Source organism: Roseobacter sp. HKCCA0434, assembly GCF_032464675.1.
GTDB lineage: Bacteria > Pseudomonadota > Alphaproteobacteria > Rhodobacterales > Rhodobacteraceae > Pontivivens.
The window spans coordinates 24,301-40,007 of sequence record NZ_JAWDKL010000017.1 but is presented as its reverse complement, the minus strand read 5'-3'; the positions used below and the strand labels follow the sequence as shown (position 1 = coordinate 40,007).

Annotated in this window: 16 protein-coding genes; 3 read left to right on the top strand and 13 right to left on the bottom strand. The window is 68.3% G+C overall.

Annotation, left to right across the window (positions count from 1 at the left end):
• Positions 1-189: 189 nt before the first annotated feature.
• Together RX333_RS11410 and RX333_RS11405 are read right to left on the bottom strand one after the other, a co-directional pair.
• A complete protein-coding gene (locus tag RX333_RS11410) occupies positions 190-1,092 on the bottom strand; it encodes an NrtR DNA-binding winged helix domain-containing protein (protein ID WP_316015069.1) in 903 nt (300 codons plus the stop codon).
• Positions 1,089-1,676 carry an HD family hydrolase gene (locus tag RX333_RS11405; RefSeq protein ID WP_316015068.1) on the bottom strand — a complete coding sequence of 196 codons (588 nt, stop codon included), beginning with the start codon at positions 1,674-1,676 and terminating at the stop codon, positions 1,089-1,091. The genes RX333_RS11410 and RX333_RS11405 overlap by 4 nt, the downstream gene beginning before the upstream one ends.
• An 82-nt stretch (positions 1,677-1,758) precedes the next feature.
• Here RX333_RS11405 and ahcY point away from each other — a divergent pair, with 82 nt between their 5' ends.
• Together ahcY and RX333_RS11395 are read left to right on the top strand one after the other, a co-directional pair.
• The gene (ahcY, locus tag RX333_RS11400) at positions 1,759-3,144 is read left to right on the top strand and encodes an adenosylhomocysteinase (RefSeq protein WP_316015067.1); all 1,386 of its coding nucleotides are present in this window, start codon (positions 1,759-1,761) and stop codon (positions 3,142-3,144) included.
• Positions 3,145-3,351: 207 nt separating this feature from the next.
• The gene (locus RX333_RS11395) at positions 3,352-4,002 is read left to right on the top strand and encodes a hypothetical protein (protein WP_316015066.1); all 651 of its coding nucleotides are present in this window, start codon (positions 3,352-3,354) and stop codon (positions 4,000-4,002) included.
• Positions 4,003-4,072: 70 nt separating this feature from the next.
• On the opposite strand, the gene RX333_RS11390 is transcribed toward RX333_RS11395, so the two are convergent.
• The 11 genes from RX333_RS11390 to RX333_RS11340 all read right to left on the bottom strand — a co-directional run bounded on the left by RX333_RS11390 (position 4,073) and on the right by RX333_RS11340 (position 13,945).
• Positions 4,073-4,750, bottom strand: a complete 678-nt coding sequence (locus RX333_RS11390) for a hypothetical protein (protein ID WP_316015065.1) — start codon at positions 4,748-4,750, stop codon at positions 4,073-4,075.
• Positions 4,740-5,396: a spermidine synthase gene (locus RX333_RS11385; RefSeq protein ID WP_316015064.1), complete on the bottom strand. Its 657-nt coding sequence runs from the start codon at positions 5,394-5,396 to the stop codon at positions 4,740-4,742. Before RX333_RS11385 ends, RX333_RS11390 begins: the two co-directional genes overlap by 11 nt.
• Positions 5,396-6,397 (bottom strand): LLM class flavin-dependent oxidoreductase, encoded by a 1,002-nt coding sequence (locus RX333_RS11380; protein WP_316015063.1) that lies wholly within the window; start codon positions 6,395-6,397, stop codon positions 5,396-5,398. Before RX333_RS11380 ends, RX333_RS11385 begins: the two co-directional genes overlap by 1 nt.
• Positions 6,398-6,453: 56 nt before the next feature.
• Positions 6,454-7,293, bottom strand: coding sequence for an SDR family oxidoreductase (locus RX333_RS11375; RefSeq protein ID WP_316015062.1), 840 nt, complete (start codon positions 7,291-7,293; stop codon positions 6,454-6,456).
• Positions 7,294-7,425: 132 nt separating this feature from the next.
• A complete protein-coding gene (gene queG / locus RX333_RS11370) occupies positions 7,426-8,463 on the bottom strand; it encodes a tRNA epoxyqueuosine(34) reductase QueG (RefSeq protein ID WP_316015061.1) in 1,038 nt (345 codons plus the stop codon).
• Positions 8,463-9,128: a glutathione S-transferase family protein gene (locus RX333_RS11365; protein WP_316015060.1), complete on the bottom strand. Its 666-nt coding sequence runs from the start codon at positions 9,126-9,128 to the stop codon at positions 8,463-8,465. The genes queG and RX333_RS11365 overlap by 1 nt, the downstream gene beginning before the upstream one ends.
• A 302-nt stretch (positions 9,129-9,430) precedes the next feature.
• Entirely contained in the window at positions 9,431-10,099 is a 669-nt protein-coding gene (mtgA, locus tag RX333_RS11360; RefSeq protein WP_316015059.1) for a monofunctional biosynthetic peptidoglycan transglycosylase, read from the bottom strand.
• A gap of 25 nt (positions 10,100-10,124) precedes the next feature.
• Complete coding sequence (locus RX333_RS11355) at positions 10,125-11,006, bottom strand: extensin family protein (RefSeq protein WP_316015058.1); 882 nt, start codon at positions 11,004-11,006, stop codon at positions 10,125-10,127.
• Entirely contained in the window at positions 11,003-11,965 is a 963-nt protein-coding gene (locus RX333_RS11350; RefSeq protein ID WP_316015057.1) for a L,D-transpeptidase, read from the bottom strand. Before RX333_RS11350 ends, RX333_RS11355 begins: the two co-directional genes overlap by 4 nt.
• A gap of 61 nt (positions 11,966-12,026) precedes the next feature.
• A complete protein-coding gene (locus RX333_RS11345; protein WP_316015056.1) occupies positions 12,027-12,290 on the bottom strand; it encodes a hypothetical protein in 264 nt (87 codons plus the stop codon).
• Positions 12,287-13,945 (bottom strand): NAD+ synthase, encoded by a 1,659-nt coding sequence (locus tag RX333_RS11340; RefSeq protein ID WP_316015055.1) that lies wholly within the window; start codon positions 13,943-13,945, stop codon positions 12,287-12,289. The genes RX333_RS11345 and RX333_RS11340 overlap by 4 nt, the downstream gene beginning before the upstream one ends.
• 220 nt (positions 13,946-14,165) lie before the next feature.
• Between RX333_RS11340 and RX333_RS11335 the strand changes: the two genes are divergently transcribed.
• Positions 14,166-15,617 (top strand): MORN repeat-containing protein, encoded by a 1,452-nt coding sequence (locus RX333_RS11335; RefSeq protein WP_410056067.1) that lies wholly within the window; start codon positions 14,166-14,168, stop codon positions 15,615-15,617.
• Positions 15,618-15,707 lie beyond the last annotated feature (90 nt).

Here is a 15,707-nt window from a genome sequence, read left to right as displayed (position 1 = left end):
GCGCTTGGCCTAGCGCGGAATCAAGGCCACAGGCCGCCGCGCATCGCCGGGCCGCCCCCCGGCACGGCGATTTGGCTGATCAAAGCGAGTAGCGGGTAGGTCGGACGGATTTTGCAGGCATAAAGTGCCCAGCTCGGATCGTGGATCGCCGCACCGCGGCCCGACGCTACGCGGCTCGTCCGCACTCCCCTAACGCTGCCGCGCGCCCCCGAATCGAACGGGCGCCACCCGCCGCTCCCACTGCGCCTCCGACGCAAACCGGTACTCCGCCGCCGGGCGCCCCCCCCGCCGCGCGGTCTGCGCGCCCGTCGCCTCGATCAGCCCCGATTGCACGATCATCCGGCGGAAGTTCTGCTTGTGCAAAAGCTGTCCCGACACGGCCTCGGCCACCGATTGGAGCTCGAACAGGGTGAAGGTCTCGCGCATCAGCTCGAACAGCACGGGCCGGTATTTCAACTTCGCCCGCAGCCGTCCGATCCCGGTGGCGAGGATGCGCCGATGATCCCGCGGCATCTCCCGTCCCGCCTGCGGCAGGTCATGCGGCAGATCGCCCGCGCGGTCATGGAAATGCTCGGGCACCAGCCGCGCCTCGTAGAGCAGTTCGTAGCGTTCCAGCACCAGCTCGTCGCGCCACGGATGCTCCCCCAACCCGAAGGACAGCGCCACTCGGTCGCGCCGCGCGGGCGTGTCGGCCCAGGCCTCCAGCCGCGGGATCAACACCTCCGCGAGCACGGGCGGCATGCCGCCGCGCCTGTCTTCCCAAGGGAAGAACTGCGACCAGGGCCGCCAGTCCTGCCCCTCCAGCCGCTCGCGCCCCGGCACGAGGGCGAGATAGCCGATCGCCACCCTGTGCGGCCCCGCCGCGGCCGTCGGCCGATCGCCGAAGGTGTAGAGCTGCTCGACATGCGCGAGCGTGTGGCCGGTATCGCTCTCCACCCAGTGCCGCAGCGACATCTCCAGCGTCCGGTGCCGGTCGGGATCGAAGGCGCGGGTCGGCAGCTCGGGCCCCGGCAGGGTCAGCACATGCGGCTCGGCCCGGCCCTCGGCCTCGATGATCCCGACCAGCACGGCAGAGAGGCCGACCTCGATCATGCCGCCGCCATGTGGGCGTCGAACCGCGCAAGGAAATCCGTCTTCACCTCGCGGGGCGGGCGCGGCGCGATGCGGATGTCCCGTGCTCCCGCATGACGCGGCGCGCCGAACAGCCGGTTCGCCTCGGCGGCGGTGAACCCCGCGATCTGCGTGGCCTCCGCCCAGGCGGAGATCCGGTCCGCCCGCTTGATCTGCTTCTTGACGCTGGCGGGCAGCGCTTCGGGCAGCCCGAAGCGGCGGTGGATCGCCCCGGTCAGCCGCACGTCCATCGCCTTGTAATCCGGCCCCACCGCCGCCTTCACCGGAGAGATCATGTCCCCGATCACGTATTCCGGCGCATCATGCAGCAGCGCGGCCAGCCGCCAGCGCACGGGCGCCTTGGGGTTCAGCTCGGCATAGAGGTCGTCGACCAGCAGCGAATGCTCGGCCACCGAATAGGGCCAGTCGCCCTCGGTCTGCCCGTTCCACCGTGCGACGAAGCTCAACCCATGCGCAATGTCCTCGATCTCGACGTCGAGCGGCGACGGATCGAGAAGGTCGAGCCTGCGCCCCGACAGCATCCGTTGCCATGCCCGATCGCCCATCGCCCGCTTCCCTGTCGCATTGTTCCGCTCGTTCGACGGTGCTACATGCCCGCCAAGCCGTCAGATAGAGGAGCCGTGGATCATGGCCAAGGACTACGTCGTCAAGGATATCGACCTCGCCGATTACGGGCGCAAGGAACTGGACATCGCCGAGACCGAGATGCCCGGCCTGATGGCCCTGCGCGAGGAATACGGGGCATCCAAGCCGCTGTCGGGCGCGCGCATCGTCGGCTCGCTGCACATGACCATCCAGACCGCCGTGCTGATCGAGACGCTGGTGGAGCTCGGCGCGGACGTGCGCTGGGCCTCGTGCAACATCTTCTCCACGCAGGATCACGCCGCCGCGGCCATCGCGGCGGGCGGCACGCCGGTCTTCGCCGTGAAGGGTCAGAGCCTGGAGGAGCACTGGGACTATCTCGACGCCTCCTTCCAGTTCGCGGACGGCCCCAACATGATCCTCGACGATGGCGGCGACGCCACGCTCTACGTCCTGCTCGGCGCACGGGCCGAGGCGGGCGAGGATCTGGGCGTGCCCGGATCCGAGGAGGAAGAGGTCATCCACGCGCAGATCAAGAAGCGCATGGAGCAGTCGCCCGGCTGGTTCACCAAGGTCCGCGACCAGATCAAGGGCGTGTCGGAGGAGACGACGACCGGCGTCCACCGCCTCTACGATCTGGTGAAGAAGGGCGAGCTGCCCTTCCCCGCGATCAACGTGAACGACAGCGTCACCAAGTCGAAATTCGACAACAAGTACGGCTGCAAGGAATCGCTGGTGGACGGCATCCGCCGCGCCACCGACACGATGATGGCGGGCAAGGTGGCCGTGGTCATGGGCTATGGCGACGTGGGCAAGGGCTCCGCCGCCTCGCTTCGCGGCGCGGGGGCCCGCGTGAAGGTCACGGAGGTCGATCCGATCTGCGCGCTTCAGGCCGCGATGGACGGGTTCGAAGTCGTGCTGCTGGAGGATGCGGTGAAGACCGCCGACATCTTCATCACCACCACCGGCAACAAGGACGTCATCCGGCTCGAGCACATGCGCGAGATGAAGGACATGGCGATCGTCGGCAATATCGGCCACTTCGACAACGAGATCCAGGTCGCCGCCCTGCGCAACCACAAGTGGACGAAGATCAAGGACCAGGTGGACATGATCGAGATGCCCTCGGGCAGCCGCATCATCCTGCTCTCCGAAGGGCGCCTGCTGAACCTCGGCAACGCCACCGGCCACCCGAGCTTCGTGATGAGCGCGTCCTTCACCAACCAGGTCCTCGCCCAGATCGAGCTGTGGACCCGTGGCGACGACTACGAGAACAAGGTCTATATCCTGCCCAAGCACCTCGACGAGAAAGTCGCCCGCCTGCACCTCGACCGCATCGGCGTGAAGCTCTCGACGCTGAGCGAGGACCAGGCGAGCTATATCGGCGTGACGCCGGAGGGCCCGTTCAAGCCGGAGCATTACCGGTACTGACTGGCCACTGACGGTGTGAAAGAGGCCCTGCCGAAAGGCGGGGCCTTTCTCATACGAAGCCGCGCGCTAGCCGGACCGCCGGGCGGGTCACGCCGAAGGCGTGCCTTTGGCCCGACCGATCGCACGGCGGCCTACCGGCCTTGATTCCGCACGTTGGGCTCGACAATTATTCTCGACCGAGCGATCGAAGCATCTGCCGAACCGGACGTGACCACCATGCCAGACACCTCTGCGACCGTTTTCGTCAGGCCTGCCGTGTACTGGAAGTTGGTATGGCTTGCCGGTTTCGTCTTAATAGGATTTCTGAGTCTGACGTACGAACCGTCAGAGATACCGCGCACAGCCAAAGAGTTCGTCGCGGACCTTATTATACCATTCGTACCGTGGGTCGCAGCATTGACTGCCCTGATCCTCGCCTACGAGTTGATCGTCCACCGCTCATCTCGCATCTACCTGTCCCGGACCGGCATTACGGTCCAGCGCTATTGCGAGGACGAAATCCCGTGGAGCCGCATCGAGACGATCTGTCTGCACCGAAGCGGGACTTATCTGGCTACACATTACCAGCTGTTTCTCAGTCTCGATGCAGGAAGCGCCAAATTGCTGAAGACCGCTCGGTGGCAAATCCGACGAGTGAGAGCAACGGACAAAGGATTCATCCTCATAAAGCCGCTCGATGTCGATATGCCGTTCCTCCGATTTGCGGAAATCCTGCGCGCCTACGCCGAACGCCATCGGCCTGAAGCACTTCACGAGGCCCAGTTCTTTGCAATCGACGTCATCGGTCGCCCACGCCCACCCAAACCACATACCTCGCGCCGCGCCCTCTCCCCGTTTTCACCGGGACCTCGCAAATAGCGAAGCCCCCCATCCAGCCGCGGTTGGAGAACGCCGATAGCGCACCCGCGCGCGTTCGAGCCCCGTCGGCTCACATCAACGAGGTGTCGCGCCGCATCTCCTCGGGCGGAACGTTCGTGAATTCCGCCGCACTTGCGGCGAGAACCTCCCAGACCTCCCTTTCGGACCAGCTCGCCCCCGACGCGACGAGGCGACCGAAATTTGCCTCCACGGCTTTCGCGATGAGAGCGGCCAAGCTCGACGGCCCGTCCCAGACCTCGGGATCGATGCGCAGGGCGAAACGCCAGAGGAGGATGCCCAGCCCCGTCGAGGCCACCGCAACGACAGCTGCCGTCAAGCCATCGAAACACACTGGCCCAACAATCCAGGCGACCAGTGGCAAGAGAGCCGTCAGCGTTGCCCACAAACTCGGCTTCGTCAGAAAGGGCAGCGACAGTCCGGTCCGATCTTCCAGGCGACGTCTCAGCTTCTTGGCACTGTACGATCCGGCATCGAGGTTCAGGACATCGCCGTCAGACGAGATCGAGGCATCCGCCAGCCGGCTCTTCACCATCTGAGCCTTGTCGCCCCTGCCCGACGGGGGCAGATGTCGGCAGATCGGATCGTAGAGATCGCCGAGCGTGAAGGCCGACGCGAGGTCCTTCTCTGAAAAGCGGATGTTCAATCGCTTTTCCAACAGTTCGATGAGATCGACGTCCTCATCGGGGTCAATGTGCAGATTTCCGGATGGAAGGTCCTTACCGCCCATCGCTCCGCCCCACCCAAACCACATGCCGCGCGCCGCGCCCTCTCCCGGCCCGCACAGGGACCTCGCGCACGGTGAAGCCCGCCCGCTCCATACGGCCTGCGAAGCCGCGCGCCGGGTGGGCCGACCAGACCGTCAGCACGCCGCCGGGCCTCAGCGCCCGACGCGCAGCCCGCAGCCCCGCATCTGAATAAAGCCCGTCATTGCCGGGCCGGGTCAGCCCGTCCGGCCCGTTGTCCACGTCGAGCAGGATCGCGTCCCAGCCGCCGCGCGCGATGAGTTCGGCCACGTCCGCCACCGCGATCTCAACGCCGGTCAGGCTGTCGCCGAACACCTCCGCCATCTCGGCCCGCGCCCAGCCCACCAGCTCCGGCACGATCTCGGCCACGGTGATGCGCGCGCCGGGCCGCGCCGCCTGCATCGCGCGCAGGGTGAAGCCCATGCCCAGGCCCCCGATCAGCACGCGGGGTGCCTCGCCCAGATGCTCCGCCGCAAGCGTCGCCAGCGCCTCCTCCGACCCCGAGAGGCGGGAGTTCATCAGCTCGTTCCCGCCGGTCAGCCGGATCGAATATTCCGATCCGCGCCGCATGAGCCGCAGCCGGTCGCCCTCGGGCGTCCCGGCCTCGGCCAGCGGCTCCCAGGGCAGCATCAGGCGGCCTCGGCCGTGGTCAGCTCCCGCATCGCCTGCGCCGCGATCTCGAAGGAGCGCACCCGCGCCGCCGGATCGTGGATCATGCCGGTCAGGATTACCTCGTCGGGGCGGTGGCGGGCGATGATCGCGCCGAGCCGGTCGCGCACGCCCGCCCGGTCCCCGACGGCGGAGACCGACAGCGCCTGCTCCACTCCCGCCAGCACGGGCGCGGGGATATGCGCCTCGACATCGTCCACCGGACGCGGCAGCTTGCCCGGATTGCCGCTGCGCAGCCGCGCGAAGGCCAGCATCTGCGAGGATCGCAGCACCCGCGCCTCCGCCTCCGTCTCCGCCGCGCAGACACCGATGGCCATCATCGCGTGCGGCTTTTCCAGATGCTCCGACGGGCGGAACTGCGCGCGGTAGATCTCCAGCGCCTCGTCCAGCGCCGCCGGAGCGAAATGCGAGGCGAAGGCATAGGGCAGCCCCAGCGCCGCCGCCAGCTGCGCGCCGTAGAGGCTGGAGCCGAGGATCCAGACCGGCACGCCCGACCCCTCGCCCGGAATCGCCCGAACCCTTGCCGCCGGGTCCGCCGGGCCGAGATAGGCGATCAGCTCCCGCACATCGTCCACGAAACCGTCCTCCGGCGCCATGTGCCGCCGCAGCGCGCGCGCCGTCGCCATATCCGTCCCCGGCGCGCGGCCCAGCCCCAGATCGATGCGCCCCGGATGCAGCGCGGCGAGCGTCCCGAACTGCTCCGCCACCACCAGCGGCGCGTGGTTGGGAAGCATCATGCCCCCCGCCCCGACCCGGATGGTCGAGGTCGCGGCGGCCACCGTCCCGATCACCAGCGGCGTCGCCGCACTCGCGATGCCGGGCATGTTGTGATGCTCCGCCAGCCAGAACCGCTTGTAGCCAGCCGCTTCCGCCGCCTGGGCAAGCGTCACGCTCGCCTTCAGCGCATCGGCGACATCCGAGCCTTCGGGCACGGGCGAAAGGTCGAGAAGCGAGTAATCCATGGGCTGGCCCTCCGTTCGGATCAGGCCCCTTCAGATAGGGACGCGGACCTGCGCCATCAACGCGCCCCCTCCCGCGCCAACAGATCGGCGAGACCCGCGCGGTAGTCCGGGAACTTCAGCACCACGCCCAGCTCGTCCTTGATCCGGTCGTTCCGCACCTTCTTGCTTTCGGCGTAGAAGCTGCGGGCCATCGGCGTCATCTCCGCCTCCTCGAAGGGGATGGCAGGCGGCACGGGCAGGCCCAGCAGCTCGGCCGCATGGGCGATCACGTCCTGCGGCGGGGCCGGGTCGTCGTCGCAGACGTTGTAGACCGCGCCGGGATCGGGCCGCGCGATGCTCGCCGCCAGAACCTGCGCGATGTCGTCCACGTGGATGCGGGAAAAGACCTGTCCGTCCTTCACGATCCGCCGCGCCGTGCCCTCGCGCACCTTGGCGAACGGTCCGCGACCGGGGCCGTAGATCCCGGCGAGCCGGAAGATATGCAGCGGAAGCCCCAGCGCCCGCCACGCTGCCTCCGCCGCCACCCGCGCCTGTCCCCGCTTCGTCGAGGGCCTGAGCTCCGCGCCTTCGTCCACCCAATCGCCACCCCGGTCGCCATAGACCCCGGTGGTCGAGAGGTAGCCCACCCACTCCGCCGGGGCGCGCGCCAGCACGTCCGCATAGGCGTCGAGCACCGGATCGCCGTCGTTCGGGGCGACCGAGCTCAGGAGATGCGTCGCCCCGAGAATCAGTGGCGCGAGGTCGGTGCCCGGCCAGACCACCGCCTCGATACGATCGGCGCGCAGGGCCTCCGCCTTCTCCTCCGAGCGCGTGGTGCCGATGACGCGGAACCCGTCGAGCAGCGGGACGAGCGCGCGGGCGGAGAAGCCGTGGCCTATGGAGAGGAGGGTTTTCATAGTGTGCGATAGCAACCGGATGACGCGCCCGGCCCGAGGGAGGGCGCGGAACGCGCCCGCCCTGGGGGGCGGGTCGGTCGCGTGCGGAATGCCCTGCATTCCGCATAGCCACAAAGAAACAACTGGTTCGCTCTATCCCGCATCTAGATCCCGCAACCTCTCCACCGCCCAGCGCGCCGCATCGGCCACCGCCGCGTCCGCATCCTCCACCAGCGCCTGCGCCGAGGCCAGCAGCTCCGCCCGCCCCGAATTGCCGATGGCGTAGAGCACGTTGCGCACGAAGCGGTCGCGCCCGATCCGCTTGATGGGCGAGCCTGCGAACACCTCCCGGAACCCCGCATCGTCCAGCGTCGCCAGATCGTCGAGCCGCGGCGCCGCCAGTTCCACCCGCGCCCAGTAGCCCGCCGTCCGCGCCTCCTGCGCGAACTTGTTCCACGGGCAGACGGCGAGGCAATCGTCGCAGCCATAGATCCGGTTGCCCATCTTCGCGCGCAGCTCCTCCTCCACCGGGCCGCGATGCTCGATCGTGAGGTACGAGATGCAGCGCCGCGCATCGAGCTGGAAAGGTGCCGGAAACGCATCCGTCGGGCAGATGTCGAGGCAGGCCGTGCAGGACCCGCAGCGCTCCACCCCCGGCGCATCGACCGGCAGCTCCAGCGTGGTGAAGATCGCGCCGAGGAAGAACCAGTTGCCCAGGTCGCGGCTCAACAGGTTGGTGTGCTTGCCCTGCCAGCCCAGCCCCGCCGCCTGCGCCAGCGGCTTTTCCATCACCGGGGCGGTATCGACGAAGACCTTGATCTCGCAGCCCGTGGCATCGACCAGCCAGCGGCCCAGCCGCTTCAGCCGTTTCTTGACCAGATCGTGATAGTCCCGGTTCCGCGCATAGACGCTGATCGCCCCGATCTCGGGCTGGTCCAGCAGGTCGAGCGGGTCGCCATCGGGCGTGTAGGGCTCGGCCAGCATCAGGATGGAACGCGCCTCGGGCCACAGCTCCGCGGGGTTCGAGCGCCAGGGCGCGCGTTCGGCCATCCATTCCATCTGCCCGTGCATCCCCGCGCCCAGAAACGTGTCGAGCCGCGTCGGCGCCTCGGGGATCGCATCGGGACGGCACACCCCCATCGCGGCGAAGCCGACGGCCTCCGCCTCGGCCCGGATGCGGGCCACCTCCATCAGAAATCCAGATCGGCGTAATGGATGGGCGGCGGCATCCCCGGCACGGCGTCGTGCAGCACGGTGCGGAAGGCGGGCCGCGACTTGATGCGCGCATACCAGCTCTTCACGTTCTCCGATCGCTCCCAATCCACGTCCTCGACATAGTCGAGGCAGCTCAGATGCGCGGCGGCCGCGAAATCCGCGATGGTCAGCTCGTCCCCCGCCAGCCAGCGCCGCTGATCGGTCAGCCAGTCGAGATAGTCGAGGTGATACTTGATGTTGCTCACCCCCTCGCGGATGCGCCCGCTCTCGGGATAGCCGGTCTTCTTGAGCTTCTTGAACACGCGTTCGTAGAGCAGGTTGACCGTCACCTCATGGTGGAACTTGTCGTCGAACCAATGCGCCAGCCGCCGGGCCTCGGCCCGTTCCGCCGGCCCTCGCGGCAGCAAAGCGGGATCGGGCACCGTCTCTTCGAGATATTCGCAGATCGCGCTCGAATCGCTCAGCGTCAGGCCGTCGATCTGCAAGACAGGTACGCGCGCCGCGGGGTTGAGCAGCAGGAACTCCATGCGCTTTTCCCACGGCTTCTCCTCCACCAGCTCGACCTCGATTCGCTTTTCCGCGAGGACCAGACGGACCTTGCGGGAAAACGGGGACAGCGGCAGGTGATGCAGGCGACGCATGGGGAACTCCGAAAACAGGCTGTTCCCAGATATGCCCGCGCCGGGGGGGCGTCATCAACCGGGGAAAGTGTTTCGTCTCGATCTATTGCGCGGAATCAAGGGCGAAGCCCGCCGCGCATCGCCGGGCCGCCCCCCGGCACGGCGATATGGCTAATGGAGGCGCGAGGCGGATAGTTCGTGCGGACTTGGCTGGCATAAAGTGCTCTGATCCGACGCCGGATCGCCGCACCGCGGCCCGACGCTGCGCGGCTACTGCTCCTTCACGCCCCGGCCCCCGAGCCGGGGCCTCTCCACGCCACGCCTCACCCCTCAGCCAGACACCGCAACCCCCCATTCGCCGCCAGCGTCCGCGCCCCGTCCGCGATCGCCCGCGCGCGCCCCGCAACGAACTCCGACGGCCGCGCCGCGTTGCGCTCTCTCGGGTTCGGCAGGATCGCCGCGATGCGCGCGGCCTGTGCCGCGCTCAGATCCGCCGCATCCACCCCGAACCAGTGCCGCGCCGCCGCCTGCGCGCCGAACACGCCGCGTCCGGTCTCGGCCACGTTCAGATACACCTCCAGGATCCGCGCCTTGGGCCAGGTCGCCTCGATCATGAGGGTGATCGCCGCCTCCAGCCCCTTGCGGGTCCAGCTCGGCGCCTGCCACAGATAGACGTTCTTCGCGACCTGCTGGCTGATGGTCGAGCCGCCGCGCCGCCGGTCATCCGCCATCGCCTCGCGGATCGCGTCGAAATCGAGCCCATGATGCGCGCAGAACCGCGCATCCTCTGCCGCGATGGCCGCCGCCCCCATCGGCCCCAGCGCGCCGAGATCGCGCCAGTCGCGCTGCAGCTCCCCTTGCTCGCGCCACTGCACGGCCTGCGTGATCGTGATCGGCGGCACCACCCAACGCCCCGCCGCCACGATCAGCGTGGCCAGCAGGACGAGGCGGAACACCCAGCGAAACACGAAGCGGATCAGGCGGCGGATCATCCCGCCGCCATGCCATGTCCGCGCCCTATTGGCAAAGCCTGTAGCCGTTCGACCGCCGTGCGACATCCATGTGCAGGTGATCGGCATGGGCCGCATCGGTCCCCGGCCCCAGCACGGTGGTGAAATGCAGGCACGAAGTCGCCCGCGCCGCGCGCTGGAACGCCTCTTCCATCGTGCCGTCCTCCATGCGCGGCTCGACCGGGATCGGATCGCCGCCCTCGAAGACGAAGCTCATCACGTCCACCGCATTGCCGAAGCTGTGCTCCGACAGCGGTCCGGTGGCGAGGTTGTTGCGCCGACGGCAGGTATAGGAACCACCCAGCGCGATCGCCTGCAACCGTTCGCGATCCGTCAACGCCTCGGCGGCGGGGACGAGGTGGAAGCTCGTCCACTCCGCCATCTCCAGCGCCGTCTCGCAGCGCAAGGTCGCCTCGGGCCGCAGGGCGACGCCGGGGGCGATCTCCTCGACCACGATCGGGTTCACGATGCCGCAATCGCGATCCTCGGCGGTGATCTCTTCATCCAGAACGCGGTAGACGACTCCCAGATCGTCCAGCATCGCGGTGCAGGCCGCGAACGCGCTCTCCACCTCGCCGAGCTGGCGGAACACCGGCGCCTCGTCCGGCTCCGCCTCCGCAGCCGGGTCAGGGCCGAGATCGATCTCCAGCACGTCGAGCCGCCCCTCGGGATCGCCCAGATCGTCCGGCCGCGGCTCGGGCTGCGGCGCGTCCTGGGGCGGCGGATCACCCGCCTCCTCCGCCTGCTGGCCCTCGGGCAGCACCTCGCCATTCGGCACGAACCCGTCGCGCGGCGCGGGCTGGGGGGCCGTGTCGGGCGGCGGGCTGTCATCCTGCGCGAGCGCCGACCCGGCCAGCAGCAGCGCCGCAATCAGCGCCGCGCCCCTCATTGCGTGATCTCGACGCTGACCCCGGCCGACACCATCCCGGCCAGTTCCTGCGCATCCCAGTTCGACATGCGCACGCAGCCGTGGCTCTGCTCCACGAACAGGCGGGCCGGGTTGGGCGTCCCGTGAATGCCATAGGTCGGCTCGTTGAGATCGATCCAGACCAGTCCCACCGGCCCGTTCGGCCCCGGCGGCAGCGTCAGCGCCTCGTCATTGTCGCCCTGCTGGAAATTCACGTCGGGCCGGTAGCTGTAGGTCGGCTCCGTCGCGATCGCCACCACCTCGAAGCTGCCCTGCGGCGACGGTGTCTCGGAGGAGCCGACGGCCACCGGATAGCTCGCCACCACGTTGCCCGAGCCATCCATCGCCTCCAGCCGACCGGAGGCCCCGTCGATGCGGATCGCCGTCACCTCGCCCTGCAACGCGGCCTGCGGCTGCGCGACCGTCACGCTCTCCCCGGCGGAGAAGCTCGCACCGGGGTTCAGCGCGATCAGCGCGTCCTCGTCCATGTGGAACATCTCGGCGATGCGCTCGGACACCCGCTCGTAGCCCAGCCGCTGCAACTCGGCCATCTCGGCATAATCCTCGGGCAGTTCGGGCACCGTCTGCGCCTCTTCCTCCGTGATCGTGTGGCTGGTGACGAAGGCGTCCGCGCCGGACCCGCCCAGCGCGTCCCACACCGCCTGATCCATCAGCCCATCGACCTCCAACCCCTCGCGCGCCTCGAAGGCGCGGATCGCGGTTTCCGACATCCCGCCCTTGTAGCCGTCGATCACGCCCGGAGAGATCCCGGCCCGGTCCAGCAGCACCTGCACCGCGAAGGTCAGCGCCGACTGCCCGTCGGGCAGCGCGCCGCCGTCGTAGCTGACGCTTTCCAAGGCCTCGGCGGAGAAGCTCGCCTCCTGCGCCTGCACGGCGGTGGCGGCCAGAAGGGAACAGGCGAGAAGGGCGGAACGGCGCATCGGTGATACCTCGGGTGTGGCTGAACGGTGTAGCACCCAACGCCCGAAGCCCCCGATCCGTTCAGCGGCGATACTCTCCCAATCCCGCCATGAACCGCAGCAGCGCCGAATGCCGCGCCCGGTCCTCGGTCCCCGCCGCCCGCATCGCCCAGCGAAAGAAGGGCGGCGTGACGAAGCCGAAGAACCCAGTGCCCACGAAGACCAGCGCCGCGAGACCGTAGAGCGCCTCCAGCAACGGCGAGCCGCCCGCGACCGCCATCAGCGCGAAGGTCGCGACCCCCGACACCGCCACGACCGCCAGCATCCTGCGCCCCAGATCGGTCATGCCGACCGCCAGCGGTTGACGATCGGGTAGCGCCGGTCGAGCCAGAAGGCCCGCGTCGTCAGCCGCGTGCCGGGCGCCGACTGGAATCGCTTGTACTCGGCGAGGTACAGCAGATGCTCCACCCGCTTCGCCGTCTCCAGATCGTGCCCCGCGGCCACGCAGTCGCCCACCGACTGCTCGCCCTCGATCAGCCGCTCGAGGATGTCGTCGAGCACCTCGTAGGGCGGCAGGCTGTCCTCGTCCTTCTGATCCTCGCGCAACTCGGCGCTGGGCGGCTTGTCGATAATGCGCACGGGGATGACCTCGCCCGCGCGGCCCTTCATCCAAGCCGGATCGTGATTGGCGTTGCGCCAGCGGCAGGTCTCGAACACCCGCGTCTTGTAGAGGTCCTTCAGCGGATTGTAGCCGCCCGACATGTCGCCGTAGATCGTGGCGTATCCGACCGCGACCTCCGACTTGTTGCCGGTGGTCAGCAGCATCTCCCCGAACTTGTTGCTCAGCGCCATCAGCAACAGCCCGCGCAGCCGCGACTGGATGTTCTCCTCCGTCAGCCCCGGCTCCGTCCCTTCGAACAGCGGTGCCAGCGCCTCGGTCACGGCGGCGCGCGGCCCGTCGATGGGCACGTAGTCGTATCGGCAGGCGAGCGCCTTTGCGCAGGCCTCCGCATCCTCCAGGCTGTGCTCGGACGTGTATTCCGAAGGCAGCATCACGCAGCGCACGTTCGCCGGTCCCAGCGCATCGGCGGCGATCGCGGCAGTCAGCGCCGAATCGACCCCGCCCGACAGGCCCAGCAGCGCCTTCTTGAACCCGGTCTTGGCAAAATAGTCGCGCACCGATTCGACCATCGCCCGGTAATCGAGCGCGTAATCGTCCGGCAGCGTGATCCGGTCCTCCGTCACGCAGCGCACGCCCTCCGGCCCGCGCTCGAACTCCACCACCTGCTCGACCGCCTCGAAGGGCGGCATCAGCACCGCGAGCCGCCCGCCCGGATTCAGCACGAAGGACGTGCCGTCGAACACCTGGTCGTCCTGCCCGCCGATCATGTTGAGATAGGCCAGCGGCAGCCCCGTCTCGATCACGCGGGCGACCATGTGGTTCATCCGCCGCTCGTGCTTGGCCCGATGGTAGGGGGAGCCGTTGGGCACGAACAACAGCTCCGCCCCCGACTCCTCGAAGGTCTCCGCCGGACCCGGATGCCAGGCATCCTCGCAGATCGGCAGCCCGATGCGCCAGCCGCGCACGGCGACGGGGCCCTGTGGCTCCCCATGCGCATAGATCCGCTCCTCGTCGAACACGCTGTCATTGGGCAGCATTTGCTTGCGCACCACCGCCGATACGCGGCCGCCGTCGAGGATATAATAGGCGTTGTAGAGCTTCGTGCCCTCCAGATACGGGCCCCCGATGCCCAGCGCCGGGCCGTCCGCCGTCACTTCCGCCAGCGCCTCGATCCGACCGATCGCATCGGCGACGAAGGCGGGTTTGCGTCCCAGATCCGTGGTCTGGTAGCCGGTGGCGAACATCTCGGGCAGGGCCACCATGTCGGCCCCCGCCTGCGCCCCGCGACCATGCGCCGCGCGCGCGGCCTCCACGTTGCCCGCGATGTCGCCGACGGTGGGGTTGAGCTGCGCCAGGATCAGCCGGAACGTCTCTGCCATCTCTGCCTCGCCGCTCGAATGCCTCAATATGGCCGCATATCGCGGTCAGACAGGGCGGTGCAAGCGGATTGCCCGAGTCGGTGCGTGTGCGCACCGATGGGGATACAATCCAAACTTGTCAGGTTGGGTCGATCTCAATAACGTCTGCCACGACGCGATCGGCACCTTTGGTCTGTAAGTTAGGGGGGCCGCGACGAAACCCGTCGCGGGCATGGGACGGATGAAGACACGGTTTTCGCACTTGGCTATCGGGCTCGGCCTCGCCGCTTTCGGCACGCTGGCCGCCCAGGCGCAGGACGAATCGGGCGACGCGGTCCAGTACGAGACCGGCGGCGTCTATGACGGCGATTTCGAAAACGGCGTGCAGCACGGTCAGGGCACCTACCGGCTGCCCAACGGCTACGAGTACACCGGCACCTGGGTCGAGGGCCGGATCGAGGGCGAGGGCGTCGCCAAGTTCCCCAACGGCTCGACCTATACGGGCGAGTTCCTGAACGGCGAACCGCACGGCCAGGGTTCCATCGTCTTCGCCGACGGCGGCACCTACGAGGGCCAGTGGGAGGACAGCGTCATCTCCGGCACCGGGGTCGCGGTCTACGCCAACGGCGTGCGCTACGAGGGCGAGTTCGCGAACTCCGTCCACCACGGCCAGGGCACGATGGTCTCCCCCAACGGCTACCGCTACGAGGGCAGCTGGGTCGAGGGGACCAAGGACGGCACCGGCAAGATCACATATCCCGACGGCGCGGTCTACGAGGGCGACATCGTCCGCGGCATCCGCGAGGGCGAGGGCACCCTCACCCTTCCCGACGGCCTGACCTATACCGGCCAGTGGGCCGACAACCAGATCAACGGCGAGGGCGTGCTGACCCAGCCCAATGGCGACGTCTACGAAGGCACCCTCGTCAACGCGCAGAAACAGGGCACCGGCATCACCACCTTCGCCAATGGCGACATCTACGAAGGCGAATTCGAGAACGACCTGCGCCACGGACAGGGCACCTTCCAGGGCGTCGACGGCTATGTCTACGAAGGCTCCTGGGTCGAGGGCCGGATCGAGGGGACGGGCCTCGTGCGCTATCCCGACGGCTCGGTCTACGAGGGCGAGTTCAAGAACGACCTCTCCGACGGCCAGGGCAAGATCACCTATCCCGACGGCTCCTCCTACGAGGGCCAGTGGGTCGAGGGCGTGATCGAAGGCGAGGGCGTCGCCCGCTACGACAACGGACTGGTCTACGAGGGCGAGTTCCTCAACGCGCGCAACCACGGCTACGGCGTCATGACCTACGACGACGGCTACCAGTACGCGGGCGAATGGCAGGATGGCCTGCGCCACGGTGAGGGCGTCGCGACCTATTCCGACGGCACGATCTACACCGGCACCTTCGTCAGCGGCCAGCGCGAGGGCGAGGGCACGATCACCATGCCCGACGGCTTCGAATATGTCGGCGGCTGGGCCGCGGGCGAGATCGACGGCGAGGGCGAGGCCCGCTACCCCAACGGCGACGTCTACGAAGGCTTCTTCGTGGCCGGCCAGCGCCAGGGCCGCGGCCTGATGACCTACGCCTCGGGCGAGGTCTATGACGGCTACTGGGTCGAGGGTGAGCAGGCGACCGAGGAAGAAGCCGCCGCCGCAGGTGTCGAGATCGAGGAAGAAGACACCACCAACTGAGGCCCTTCACCAAATCAGGCCCATCACCAAACTAGGTTTAGCACCACCGACCGGGACAGTCAGGGACGGCCGCCCGCGCGACAGCGCCGG

Coding starts and splice junctions, on each gene's coding strand:
- RX333_RS11335 (WP_410056067.1), top strand. CDS start 14,166: ATGAAGACACGGTTTTCGCACTTGGCTATCGGGCTCGGCCTCGCCGCT.
- ahcY (WP_316015067.1), top strand. CDS start 1,759: ATGGCCAAGGACTACGTCGTCAAGGATATCGACCTCGCCGATTACGGG.
- RX333_RS11350 (WP_316015057.1), bottom strand. CDS start 11,965: ATGCGCCGTTCCGCCCTTCTCGCCTGTTCCCTTCTGGCCGCCACCGCC.
- RX333_RS11345 (WP_316015056.1), bottom strand. CDS start 12,290: ATGACCGATCTGGGGCGCAGGATGCTGGCGGTCGTGGCGGTGTCGGGG.
- RX333_RS11340 (WP_316015055.1), bottom strand. CDS start 13,945: ATGGCAGAGACGTTCCGGCTGATCCTGGCGCAGCTCAACCCCACCGTC.
- RX333_RS11355 (WP_316015058.1), bottom strand. CDS start 11,006: ATGAGGGGCGCGGCGCTGATTGCGGCGCTGCTGCTGGCCGGGTCGGCG.
- RX333_RS11365 (WP_316015060.1), bottom strand. CDS start 9,128: ATGCGTCGCCTGCATCACCTGCCGCTGTCCCCGTTTTCCCGCAAGGTC.
- mtgA (WP_316015059.1), bottom strand. CDS start 10,099: ATGATCCGCCGCCTGATCCGCTTCGTGTTTCGCTGGGTGTTCCGCCTC.
- RX333_RS11405 (WP_316015068.1), bottom strand. CDS start 1,676: ATGGGCGATCGGGCATGGCAACGGATGCTGTCGGGGCGCAGGCTCGAC.
- queG (WP_316015061.1), bottom strand. CDS start 8,463: ATGGAGGTGGCCCGCATCCGGGCCGAGGCGGAGGCCGTCGGCTTCGCC.
- RX333_RS11390 (WP_316015065.1), bottom strand. CDS start 4,750: ATGGGCGGTAAGGACCTTCCATCCGGAAATCTGCACATTGACCCCGAT.
- RX333_RS11385 (WP_316015064.1), bottom strand. CDS start 5,396: ATGCTGCCCTGGGAGCCGCTGGCCGAGGCCGGGACGCCCGAGGGCGAC.
- RX333_RS11375 (WP_316015062.1), bottom strand. CDS start 7,293: ATGAAAACCCTCCTCTCCATAGGCCACGGCTTCTCCGCCCGCGCGCTC.
- RX333_RS11380 (WP_316015063.1), bottom strand. CDS start 6,397: ATGGATTACTCGCTTCTCGACCTTTCGCCCGTGCCCGAAGGCTCGGAT.
- RX333_RS11410 (WP_316015069.1), bottom strand. CDS start 1,092: ATGATCGAGGTCGGCCTCTCTGCCGTGCTGGTCGGGATCATCGAGGCC.